8 protein-coding genes are annotated in these 12116 nt (G+C 58.1%); 2 read left to right on the forward strand and 6 right to left on the reverse strand.

Going from position 1 to position 12116, the window contains the following annotated elements:
- Positions 1-110: 110 nt before the first annotated feature.
- Positions 111-1748, forward strand: coding sequence for a CARDB domain-containing protein (locus LPW11_RS06785; RefSeq protein ID WP_230997373.1), 1638 nt, complete (start codon positions 111-113; stop codon positions 1746-1748).
- 290 nt (positions 1749-2038) lie between these two features.
- On the opposite strand, the gene LPW11_RS06790 is transcribed toward LPW11_RS06785, so the two are convergent.
- The 4 genes from LPW11_RS06790 to LPW11_RS06805 form a co-directional block, all read right to left on the reverse strand.
- Positions 2039-2728: a hypothetical protein gene (locus LPW11_RS06790; RefSeq protein WP_230997374.1), complete on the reverse strand. Its 690-nt coding sequence runs from the start codon at positions 2726-2728 to the stop codon at positions 2039-2041.
- A gap of 714 nt (positions 2729-3442) precedes the next feature.
- On the reverse strand, positions 3443-4204 hold the full coding sequence (locus LPW11_RS06795; protein ID WP_230997375.1) for a bestrophin-like domain: 762 nt from the start codon (positions 4202-4204) through the stop codon (positions 3443-3445).
- Between the two features lie 71 nt (positions 4205-4275).
- Positions 4276-5598, reverse strand: a complete 1323-nt coding sequence (locus LPW11_RS06800) for an HD domain-containing protein (RefSeq protein ID WP_230997376.1) — start codon at positions 5596-5598, stop codon at positions 4276-4278.
- Between the two features lie 538 nt (positions 5599-6136).
- Positions 6137-6454, reverse strand: coding sequence for a hypothetical protein (locus LPW11_RS06805; protein WP_230998353.1), 318 nt, complete (start codon positions 6452-6454; stop codon positions 6137-6139).
- Here LPW11_RS06805 and LPW11_RS06810 point away from each other — a divergent pair.
- A complete protein-coding gene (locus LPW11_RS06810; protein ID WP_230998257.1) occupies positions 6350-7303 on the forward strand; it encodes a transposase in 954 nt (317 codons plus the stop codon). The genes LPW11_RS06805 and LPW11_RS06810 overlap by 105 nt on opposite strands.
- Before the next feature lie 54 nt (positions 7304-7357).
- On the opposite strand, the gene LPW11_RS06815 is transcribed toward LPW11_RS06810, so the two are convergent.
- Together LPW11_RS06815 and LPW11_RS06820 are read right to left on the reverse strand one after the other, a co-directional pair.
- A complete protein-coding gene (locus tag LPW11_RS06815) occupies positions 7358-8353 on the reverse strand; it encodes an IS30 family transposase (protein WP_230994357.1) in 996 nt (331 codons plus the stop codon).
- A gap of 256 nt (positions 8354-8609) precedes the next feature.
- A complete protein-coding gene (locus LPW11_RS06820) occupies positions 8610-11807 on the reverse strand; it encodes a beta-phosphoglucomutase family hydrolase (protein ID WP_230997377.1) in 3198 nt (1065 codons plus the stop codon).
- Positions 11808-12116 lie beyond the last annotated feature (309 nt).

A 12116-nucleotide genomic window follows, 5' to 3' on the forward strand; every position in this document is an offset into this window, starting at 1 on the left:
CCAGCCGGCCCCCACGCGGGCGGCTCTTTTTCCAGTGCCAGAACGGCGCCTGTTAGAACACGTGACTGAACGGTCTCCTGCAGTGAGTGTGGGAGCATGGGAGGGAACATGTGCACAGGACAAGCCTTAAAAATTCACTGGTCTGCTCTATAGCCATTTCGGTCTCAACCCTGCTGATCTCCTGTACCCCATGCGTCACTTATACCCAGATGTGCGATCTCATCGGTGGCGCTGCGGCCAGCGTGGCGACTTCCTCCAGTCGGACCTCCGTCCTTGAAGATCCAGATACCATCATCGCCTATCACGGGTTCAGTTGTGCAGAATCGGACAACCGTGGAACCGAGGATTACTTGAAACTGGAAGAGAGCCTCGAGATGCCACGTTATGCCACGAAGGCTACCGTTTTCCTCAACGGCTGGCACATGAACTATCAGAGCAGCGACCACCATGTCGGGGGGCTTGGCACCATGATCAGCAATATCCGCATGGAGGAGAGGACCCTGAAATGGCAGGCGGCCGGCGTGCTTGCCGATAAGAACTTCGATGATGGCTACAGGTGGTGTTACTTCTATACAGTCCTGGGGTGGAATCCTGCGAAACTGGATCTTGCAGTTGATCACAAGGATGGGAATTGTGATAACCGGAGCCCCGCCGAAGCGAACTTCTTTATAACCGACAACAAAGACACCACGACCGCTCTTTCCTCGTTTCCCAGTTTCCTCTTCAATCCGGACTTCGCCTCCGGCAAGACAGTTGCCGTACTCCCGCGAGGCTTCGGCTTCAAGTGGAGCTCAGAGTGCGACACCGACCACCATTTGCTTCAGATGGCATTGAATCTAGATCATGCGGAAACATTTGCAGAGAACGGGAAGAAGTACAAGAAGGGCTTTCTCCTTGAGCTGACTCCGGTGCCGGTTCCCCAGCCGCCTCCTGGAAACACCGTCAACCAGGTCGATTCCGGCTTTGTCAGTTGGGACACCTACGCCATCATCAAGGACAACGACGGGAGAAGGGGGTACGGGTTCGGTCACATCGCCTCCGGGCTGGGAGGCAAGGATGTCGGCTTGATCCAGCCGCCTTTCTCGATCCTGCCACATGAGGACATGGGGGTATTCGGGGCCTGTCTCGGTGAAGCGTCAGGGCAGAAAACGGAAGATGTGGTCGTCGATAACGTCCCTTTCGAGTACGCCCTCCCGATGCTCACCGGCTGGAACTTGTACTATGGGTGTGACGACGAGCATGTCACAGAGGTCGGAACGTGGCTGGATGAATTCCACTATGACAAGAGTCCCGGCACCCCCACGGGGACCCTGCACTACAAGGTATCCTCCATCCTGAGAGACAAGGACGGCAGCCCTGGACACGCCTTCTCCCACAAGGTGACGATCCTGGGATTCAAGCCGACATCCGCGGTCCTGGCACCGGATCTCGTCCCCTTCAGCCCAACCGGCAACGGCCCATTCGCGTTTTGCAGGATAGAGCAGGACGGAAAATTTCTGCGGGTGACGGTCAAGAACGTGGGAACAGGGAACGCCGGCGCGTCAAAGACAACCGTCGTCTTCCGCGATCACCCCGTCACTCTCGACACGCCCCCCATTCCGGCGGGAGCGTCGGTGGATCTCCTGTTCCCGGTGCCGCCCAGTTGCTTCAGCCCCGACTGCTCCTTCAGGATTACCGTCGACTCCGAAAAGCAGGTGAGCGAGTCCAACGAGGGGAACAATACCGTCGGCGGCGGGTGCCTCGGCTGACGTGACTGGTTATCCGCATCTGTTCTCATTCCGCCAATTAGAAAAGGGCTCCTGGCACCGCCAAGAACCCTTTTACATTTTCCCCACAGTCGGTCCGATGGAGGCTCCTTTGCCCTCCCTTTCCGGGGGATGATCTTCTTGAGATTGGGGGGGCATTAATGGTGTCCCCCGGTACCAGTCATGGATAAAGCGAGGGAGGAAGGAACACGGGCATTGCCTGCCTTCGAAATAAGCAGGGTGTTCCTGCCCCGCCTCTGCCGTACTCCATGGATCGACTCGTCATATGGTCATCACTCGACCGTAAGCTTGTAGGTTACGCTCTGGTAGTTGTTGACTTCTGGGGCTGCGGCCTCGAAGTGAATCGTATGCTTTCCGGGAGGCAAGGGGTTCAGTAATACCCAGTACCCGTCGGAAGCGGAGGAGCCGGTTCCATCGACTCCCAAAATTCCTGTAGCGACTGAATGGAAGGTAAAGACCGGGGACTGCGCCCTTGCGTTCTGCAGATGCTGCAAAGGTGCGCCGTCTACAGTGACCCTCAACGTCTTGAGATTCGTAGCATTACCCCATGATGACACGCAACTTCGCAAATCATACTCGGTACCTCCATAGAAAGGATCTGCTTCTACGGTGGAACACTCTGCATTGATGATCGGGAAGAAGATCGCTTTTCCCTGAGGGATTGTGCATGTGCGAATTGCAGTTGTGGTGCTTGATCCTCCCCCGACAAGGAAAAAGACCGGTACCAGCTTCTGGCCCGAAACGCAGTCATACTGCCCGTTCCAGGAGTCATCATCACCATATAGCGCCCCTCCATTTGGTGTCTGGATGTGCCATTGCCACCAGGCTGCAGACCAGTCACCGTAAGTCATGCCGGCGTACGGTTTGTCGGGGGGAACGACCGAGGGCTCCGCGAAGGCCACTCCAGTAACGAAGACCAGGGCTGCAGAGATAGTGAGTACTGCTTTCAGATACTTTTTCATGACTTCCTCCTTTACGTTGGTTTGCCAATCGTTCTGCTCCACGTGCGACTCGCCCCATCACCTCCTTTCCAGGAAGCTGGACCGGGGTTCGGGATACCACCCTTTGTTACAACCCGTTCCTGCTGTCATCCCCGGTATGTCTGCCCCGGTGGTTGAATGAGCATGCGGCGTACCAAATGCTTTGAGACTTGCAGCTCATTGATATTGTTGTGAAGGACCGATAAGAGCGGTGTAAATAATGTCGAATTAAATGTAAATTGAGTGCATCGAGGCGAGGCGACGGGCGCACACTGATTGAGGCAGCCTGATGAGTCAGCTCACCCCTACTGCTCGCTCCGGGTGCGCCTGCAGGCAATGGTCAGATCCAGATCGGGAGGGAAGGGGTAATTTGAGCAATTTCGGTCAGGAATGTCTCCCGATACTCAGGTAGGATGAGCAGCGAATCTAGAGGGGCGATGAACATGGACAAGCGCAGAAAGATTCGACAGGGTCCTGCGATACATCGAGCGGCACTTGGACGAGCCGCTGACCGTCGAGCAAATGAGCCGCGTATAAGGGGGACGCCCATAACTATATAAGTTTTCGTATAAGGGGGACGCCCATAACTATATAAGTTTTAGTGGGCGTCCCGTATGTGATGGGAGTCCCCTATGTGACAAGGAGTGGCTGGATTCAGGCGGACTGTGGTGTGGTCACCGCAACTGCTTAAGGGTGCTACCTGCCGAGGTGATGCAGGGCCTTTTCGAGCGGAGCTCTGGAAACCTTGATGATCCCGGTGATCGGCGTGCTCATCTCGGTTATGAAAAAGATGGCACCTGCCAGCGACAAGGCGGCGACAAAAAGGACGGCAACGGCGGTCCCGTTGCGGGGTGAGAGGAGGCCGAACCCTGCAAAGAGGGTGGTGAGCCAGAAGAGCAAAAGGGTCAGGAAAAATGGCGGCAGTGTCTGCTGGGTCTGCTCTATCATGATCCAGCGCGACTGTGCCAGATCCGCCGCGATCTGGATCGCCTGCGACTTGAGCTGGCGCTGGTTGTCGTTGACCGGCGACAGACGGTTCATCTTCACCTGGACCATCTCGATCGTGGTCGAAGCCTCGAGGGGGCTCAGGTCTACATGCCTTTTCTTGTCCTCCGGCCATACCCGGTCGAGGGTGTGCATCACTGCGTTCCGGAGCATGCCGCGGATCGGGGCGGTCTCGGGGCCGTAATTGTCCAGAACGCGGTCGAGCACAATCACCTTTGCGCCGTACTGGGTAAAGCCGTTGTTCATGGTATCGAGGGTCCCCTTCGATGTGTTGATCAGCAGACCGAGGCTGATGGCAGCGAGCGTCCCAACCAGCCCCGACCCCAATCTCAGGATTTCCTTCGTCTCCTCGCTGGCATGATGAGCCGGAAGCACCCACCGGATCCCCATTCCGAGCAGGCCGCCGGCAAAGATGGCCCCAAACGCGACAACAGCAATGGTGATCGAGCTCATGTTCACCTCTCAGCGAACGTCCGTAAGGGCCCGCGCATCGGTTGGAACTATTTCGACTCCGACCTTGCACCTCACTTGCTAAACAGCTGCTGAACCCGCCGTGCCAGCCTCACAATGGGGGGCCAGTCGTAATTTCCTATGTCCTGGCCGTGGGCAAGATTGTTGCGCAGTGATTCCAGCTCCTTCAACGCCCTCTTCGCCATGCTGCTGGACGGGAAACCGAGCGCTGCGGCAAAGCCGGGCTCGTTGATGATGACGCGCAGTTTGTCGGAGAACTGCAGGCAGTCAAGGAGGTCTGCACTGTAGCCGCGTCGTCTGCGCTCCGCCTGCAGCTGTTCGGCCTTGTCTAGTCGCGCTGCGCTGAGGAGTGGGACCCAGCTTCCGTCACCCCATCTGCACCGGATCTCGTCCACCACTATCATCTCGATGAGGATGATGATGCCAAAGAGCCACATCCTCACCACCGGTTTCTCAATGTCCCGGCGGCTGATCACGCCGATGACCGTATCCTCCAAGGTGACAAAGCAGTAGGTGAAGAGGGTGAGTATATGGATCACGTCGCCCAGGGAGGTTTCCAGCCCTGCTCGCTGCCGTGGATCGATGGGTCGCACCTTCTTTGCGTCCGGAACCGAGCACGGATCTGCCTCCAGATATCCCGTCACCTCACCCTTGCTGCGGATGCCAACGATCTGAAGGTGCGGCGCGGATTGCAGCACTGACTGAAGCTCCTTCAGCGATGTGTCATCAAAGGAGAAGAGCGGTTCTAAAATATCCTGCGCTGTGAAGGTTTGCGTGAAGAGGCGGATGCCATGCCTGCCGGAAAGCATGCCGGCGGGAAATGTGTCGTCGGCCGTGGCGTCTTTCTCCAGGGGAGCTAGTTTCCCGGCGGACTCCGCCATCCTTTTCAGCGCCTTGCTGTACAACCTCGCATCTCCCTCGTGGAGAACCTCCATGAGCGCCCGCATCTCCTCGAGATAGACACGGCCGAACCTGGGATCGTGACGGCAGATGTCCTCGCAGTTGTCCATGATATCGGCGAGCTTGATGGTTTTTGCGCGGGGAGATGCCATGGCAATGTGCTGACGGTCGAGAAGCTTGCGGGCAGCACGGTTACCGTCGCCGGGCCTGCTGATATCGGTCAGCTCCTTCACGAGATTCATGACATCGGCGCCGAATTCGCGCTCCAGATCTTCGAAGGTCGCCGGCGTATCCTCCACCGTATCGTGGAGCCAAGAGGCGGCTATCATTGCCGTATCGGTGGTTACCGAGCTGACCAGTTGCGCAACTCCCCGCAGGTGTACATCGTACGGCTGCAGGGTGTATTTGCGGAGCTGACCGATCCTGGCGTAGGCAGACGTAGCGTACTGCCTTGCTTTTTCTATCAGATCTTCCAAGACGAGACTCCCGGGGGGGATGATACAGCCCGCTCGAAGGGTTGAGCAATCTGTCCGGTCTCCAGTCACTGTTCCGGACTTTTCGTCTGGGTGGTGAGACAACGGGTGTTACCGGCGATCCGGCACCGCAAGTCTGACTGTTGCGGACATGGTTTCGGCAGTGGAAGGCCCCTCTAATTGTACCCGAGTGCGCGTCGTCATCATCCAGCAGCTGCACCGTCTCCCCAGCCATCCTCAGTTCATCTCCGCGGCCTGCCCCTCTTCCTCGAATGCTTTCGCAGCGTACGCCGGTAACGGCACCGGACATTCGCGAAGCCCCCTTCGCCTCCGGACGACACCTACATCAAGCCTCCGGGCACGCCTCCCCATGCAAGAGAGGCGGAGGGGTCAAAGCTCCACAATTCACAGCTTCAACTACAGCCGTATCTTCTCGAGTAGCGCCTTAACCTCTTCATCCGTTTCTATCTGCTGGAACAGCCCTCGTGCAGACCTAGGAAACCGCTGAATCGCCTATTCCAAACTGCTTTCCTATTTACGTTTAGGTCCTGGGTCCTGTGTAGGCCCTATATACGGGGACGCCCATGTATAGGTATAGGGGGACGCCCATAACTTTATAAGTTTTTAGGTATAGGGGGACGCCCATAACTTTATAAGTTTTGTTAAACTTGATGACATTATGCCACGCCAAGCTCGGGTCGATTTTCCAGGTGCTCTGCACCACATTATCTGCCGCGGCATTGAGCGCAGGAGAATCTTCCGCGACAATGCCGACAGGAATGATTTTCTTACGCGACTCGTCGAGATTACCTCCAAGTCCCAAACCCGCTGTTACGCATGGGCCCTGCTTCCGAACCATTTCCACCTTCTGTTACGGACCGGCGCCATCCCCATAACAGCAAGTATGCAGCGGTTGCTGACGGGATATGCAGCCACTTTTAACCACCGCCACAACCGTCACGGGCACCTGTTTCAAAACCGCTATAAATCGATCCTTTGCCATGCAGATACATACCTGTTAGAACTGGTCCGGTACATCCACTTGAATCCCCTTCGTGCCGGGATTGTTTCTTCCCTCGGCCAACTAAGGAGTTACCCATATTGTGGTCACAGTTGCATTATGGGGCTTAATTCCAACTTTTCGATGTGGATGGACGTTCAGGAAATACTGCAGCACTTCGGGGGAACGGAGGCGAAATCCCGAACCGCCTACGAGTCGTTTGTTGCAGAGGGCGTCCAGCAAGGACGGCGGTCCGAGTTGACCGGCGGTGGGTTGCTGAGAAGCGCTGGGGGGTGGCGAGAGGTGATTGCTGCCAGGGAATACGGGATTTTCCTGAAAAGTGATGAGCGGATTCTCGGCGACAGCGACTTCGTCGATTTGGTACTCAACACGGCAGGCGAAACCTTCGACAGAAAAAGTGTCTACTGTCAGAAAGCAATTGATGTCGACGCATTAGCTGAAGTAATAGCGGCTAAATTCGGCATTGCAGTGAAAGACCTATGGGCGGAAGGGAGACAACGAAAGCGGGTGGAGGCACGGAGTCTATTCTGCTATTGGGCAGTGCGAGAGCTGGGTGAGAGTGCTACAAGCCTGTCGAGACGTCTCGGAATCAGCCAACCAGCCGTCTCCCTTTCCGTCTCCCGAGGAGAGCAACTCGCTGCAGAAAAAGGTTGGGAGTTGGAAAAGTTGATCGACGAGCAGGGATAGTCGAAAGTTATTAACTTATGGGCGTCCCCCTATCTTGGGCGTCCCCCGGTGAATTCAAGTTGTAAATGCACCACCGAATGATGCACGCAGAACTTCCGCAGGAGTCCGGTAGCCGAGGCACTTTCGTGGTCGATCGTTGACCTGTTTCACGACCTGCTGAATTTCTTCCTCTGATAGGGTCCTGAAGTCGAACCCCTTCGGAAAGTAGTGCCGCAAGATGCCGTTTGTGTTCTCATTGGTGCCACGCTGCCAAGACGCATAAGGATCCGCGAAATACACGGTAAGCCCTGTCTTAGTTTCCAGATCTTTGAATTCCGCAAACTCACTACCGTTATCAACGGTTACTGTCTGGCAGAGGATCTCGGGCAGAGGGCTGAAGCACCTCGCGCTATGATCCGTCATGGTTGCGGCCCTTCTGTCTGCGAGTCTTGCGGCAAGTAAAAAGCGGCTCTTGCGCTCAACGTACGTGGCAAGGTTTCCTGCGCCTTTCGCACCGTGCAGCGTGTCGCCTTCCCAGTCCCCAAATCGTTCTCTGGTACCAACTACTGCCGGCCTCTCCTTAATTGAGACTCGACCCGGAATGAACCGCCGTCCTGCGCAGTAGCGCGTTTGCCTACGGCGATTCCGCCTCCGACGGCGAAGATGCTTGTGAAGCTCGCCACCTTCTCTGGCGTCTAGGTAAATCCAGCGGTAGATGGTTTCATGACTGATGCGCATCGCCCGGTCCATTGGGAAATCCATTTTGAGCCTGGCGGCAATGGCTTCAGGTGGCCAATCCAGCATCAATTTCTCTTCAACGTAAGCGACCAGATCGGCGTTGTCCTGCCGCCGGAAAGACCTGGGCTGGTGACGACGTTTAAGCGCAGTGCCATGCGTGAAGGTGTACCAGTAAACTCCATCGGGGTATGTCGGGCCGTTGCGCGCAATCTCGCGCATGATGCTTGTGTGATGGCGTCCAAGCCTACGGCCGATTTCGCGAAGGCTAAATTTCGCCACCTTCAAATGGCTGATGACATATCGCTCATTTTCTGTAAGATGCGTGTGGGACATGGCGGGCTCCTCCTGGGGTATGTGTTGGTCGCGCTTCACACACTACCAGATTTGCCTGTCATGTCCTGCTTTTACATCAACTGGTGCAATTAAGAATAGAATCCACCCCCTATCTTGGGCGTCCCCCTATCTTTGGGCGTCCCCCTATCTTTGGGCGTCCCCCTATCTTTGGGCGTCCCCCTATCTTATGGGCGTCCCCTTTGCGCTACTTGCGCTATGTGACTCGACCGTTCAGGCTCGGCCGAGTCCATTTACCCTAAGGTGAACCGGGGTCGCGGCGTCCCTCAACCGGGAAGATCCTCGTGCTCCCCCCTGGGAACTCGACAATCTCACCCTTTACATCGATGCGGATAGGCGCCACACCGGTCTCGCGTCCGCGCACGGTGAGGGTATCGCGCGTCAGACGCAGGTCGAGGGAGTGTCCACGGTAGCGGATGCGCATGTCAAGGCGCTCCACCTCCCTCGGTAACTGCGGGTTGAGCCTCAGGACTTCTCCCGTCACCTCGATCCCGGTCAGGGTCCGCTGCGCCAGGTCGACAGTGCTCGCCATGGCTCCCAAGTGCACTCCCTCAGCGGTTGTTCCCTGCTGGATGTCGCTCACGTCGCTTTGCAGCGCTTCCTCGTAAAATTGCAGCGCCCGCTGCCGGTTCGAGCGCGCGAGCACCCAGGCGTGCACAACGCGGGAGAGGGTGGAGCCGTGGGAGGAGCGGTCGTTGTAGTACTCTACGTTTCTCCTGATGCTGGCCGGGTCGAACGGGTAGTTAAGGCGCGCAAAGAGCACCGCCAGTTCTTCGGCGGAAAAAAGGTAGAAGAGCATCAGCACGTCGGCCTGCTTGGAGAGCTTGTATCGGTTCGGGGTGTCCCCCTCCCCCTCCAGGATGAGATCGAGACGCTGGATGTTGCCGTAGCGTCTGCGGTATCCCGCCCAATCGAAATCCGCCAGGCTGTCGTAACCTTCGAACTGGCTGATGATCCCGTCGCCGTGAAAGGGAATGAACATGTGGCGGCTGATCTCCTCCCAGCGTACCGTTTCCTCCGCCGATAGCGCTAGTCGCGCCGTCAGCTCCGCACGGCGAATGTCGGGCAGGATCTCAAGGACGTCCAATGCTCGCCAGAGGACCCACACCGCCATCAGGTTCGTATAGGCGTTGTTGGCAAGCCCCGCTTTCGGGGCACCCGGATACCCCTCGTGGAACTCGTCGGGCCCCATCACCCCCCGGATCTCGTAGCGCTCCCGCTCCCCGTTGAATTCGGCGACGCTCGACCAGAAGCGGGCAATCTCCAGTATCAGCTCGGCACCGTGGAACTGCAGGAACTCCATATCGCGGGTCACCTGGAAGTACTGCCAGACGTTCCAGGCGACGGCGCTCCCGACGTGGCGCTGCAGGTAGGAATTGTCCTTTACCCACCGCAGGGAGCGTGGATTCAGGTTCATCTCCTGCGTCTCCTCCTGACCGTCGCTTCCACTCTGCCACGGGAACATCGCCCCTTTGAAACCCGCCTCTTTGGCCGCTACGCGGGCCTCACCAAGGCGCCGGTATCGGTACATCAGAAGCGAGCGGGTAATCTCCGGCATCCGGAAATTGAGGAATGGGAAGATGAAGAGCTCATCCCAGAAGATATGTCCCTCGTATGCCTCACCTGTCCATCCCCGCGCCGGCACGCCGATGTCCAGCCCGATCGAATGAAGCGACACAGCTTGCAGCAGATGCAGCATGTTGAGCCGCAACAGCATCGCGGCGTTCAGATGCAGCCCTTCTCCAGGGATGATGTGCACGTCGAAGCGGCGCCAGAGGTTTTTCCAGACAAGCTCGTGCGCCACTTTGACGTCATCGAAAGTGCTGGCTCGCGACAGCGCCTTGCGCGCAGCGACAGCGGGCTCCGATATGGCCTGATCGCGTGAGGTGTAAAGAAAGGTGAGCTTTTCCAGCGTCAGCGTTTGCCCTTCTCCCAGTTCGACCAGGAACTCCTGCCCGATGCAACCTGGTTCCTCGACCAGACGCCGGGGGACATCGCGCCGCTTCCCCCCCACCAAAACCCGCGTCCGCGCCGCCTGCGCCACATTGAGCTTCGACTGGGAAGTGCGCACCAGCAGGCAGACGCCGTCTTCGCCGGCGGCTTCCCCTGATATCGGCTCCAGGTGCCTGTTGTTGAAGCGTGCGTAGAGCTTCGCCCCGGCGTTGACGACACACCCGTCAATCCCAGAGCGCACAGTGACGGTCCCGCTCCAGTTCTCCGCGGTCAGCGCCAGATCAAGGGCGCCGAGGTGCATATCGGCCATCGATACGAGGCGCCGCTCCGCAAGGGTGCTGCGCCGCCCCCGGTCGTCCTCGAAGCGGACCGTCCTCAGCAGCATGGCGCGCCTCAGGTCGAGTTCCTGACGGTAGGAGAGGATGGAAACCGTTTTTAGATCGAACCACTCGCCGTCGCCGATGCGGAAACGTAGGTCGAGCCAGTTGGGGAAGTTGACGAGCGATTCGTTCTCGATGCTGCGGCCGGCAATGTCCGTGGTCAGCCGGTTATACCCCCCCGCGAAGTAGGTGCCGGGGTAGTGGACTGCGTCTGACCTCCCCCAGGGCACGGCGCCGCGCGTCGTGAAGTAGCCGTTGCCGAGGGCGCAGAGAGCTTCGCGCATCCCCTCCTGCGCAGGGTTGAAGCTTTCGTACACGAGGGACCAGGCCGAAGGGGGCTCCTCGGCAACCCGGACCTGCGCCAAGGAGGTCACCACCGCATCAGCCCCTGCTTCCCGCAGAGCCTGCGACTGCCCCAGACGGTCGACCCCGATCACCATGCCGAACTTTCCGGCGCGCCCCGCCTCGACCCCGGCGATGGCATCCTCCACGACGATTGTGCGCGACGGCTCGGCTTTGAGGCGGCGCGCTCCCTCAAGAAACGAGTCCGGCGCCGGTTTGCCCTTCAGGGGAAGAGAGTCAATGTCGTGTCCATCGACCCGCACGTCGAAGAGTTGCGCGATCCCTGCCGACTCCAGGACAGCAGCGCAGTTCTTGCTGGAGGAAACGACGCCGGTCCTTACTTCCAACGCCCGCAGCGTGCGCACCAGGGCGACAGAGGGTTCGTACACCTCGACGCCGTGCGCCGCCAAGTGCTCCGCAAAATACTTGTCCTTCAGTTTGCCCAGCGCCTCAACACTGACCGTTTGGGGATTCCCTTCCGGTACGCGGGGAGGCAATTCGATGCGGCGGGATCTAAGAAAGTCCCTCACCCCGTCGTTGCGAGGCTTTCCGTCGACGTAGCGCCGGTAGTCTTCTTGAATATCGAAGGGGAGGAAAGCTTCCCCGGTCTCGTCCGCGCGCTTCCGGAGAAAGTCGTCGAACAACCTTTTCCATGCAGCTGCGTGAACACTTGCGGTCTGCGTCAGAACCCCGTCGAGGTCGAACAGAACGGCGTCGTAGTCAAGCGGCGATATCGATATGATGGCACCCAAACCACCCATAGCCGAGCCCCCAATTCAAGTATGCGTCTGCGACTCCGATCCCAGCGAACATTTCCCTGTGTCCTCCGGCACCTGCTTTGCGCCCCCCCCTGCTCCAATAAGGTTCATCAGGGAATTCCGGGGGAGCGTCGGTACATTGCCACGAAGCACTGCAGAAGGCCTAACGTTCCCCCCTTTGCGAAGGGGGGGCAGGGGGGATTTGATCTTCAAGTCTCCTCAGCCCGTTTAACAGTACATCTCGGTCGTCGAACCGCAGTGCTGCGGCAGTCTAAAGATCCACAACATAGGCCCCACTCTTTTGCAAATTGC

This window comes from Geomonas sp. RF6, assembly GCF_021044625.1.
Taxonomy (GTDB): domain Bacteria; phylum Desulfobacterota; class Desulfuromonadia; order Geobacterales; family Geobacteraceae; genus RF6.

Bases quoted from the DNA above. Each gene is read 5' to 3' on its own strand.
- LPW11_RS06790 (WP_230997374.1), bottom strand. From the start codon at position 2,728: ATGAAAAAGTATCTGAAAGCAGTACTCACTATCTCTGCAGCCCTGGTC.
- LPW11_RS06795 (WP_230997375.1), bottom strand. From the start codon at position 4,204: ATGAGCTCGATCACCATTGCTGTTGTCGCGTTTGGGGCCATCTTTGCC.
- LPW11_RS06805 (WP_230998353.1), bottom strand. From the start codon at position 6,454: ATGGTTCGGAAGCAGGGCCCATGCGTAACAGCGGGTTTGGGACTTGGA.
- LPW11_RS06815 (WP_230994357.1), bottom strand. From the start codon at position 8,353: ATGTCCCACACGCATCTTACAGAAAATGAGCGATATGTCATCAGCCAT.
- LPW11_RS06820 (WP_230997377.1), bottom strand. From the start codon at position 11,807: ATGGGTGGTTTGGGTGCCATCATATCGATATCGCCGCTTGACTACGAC.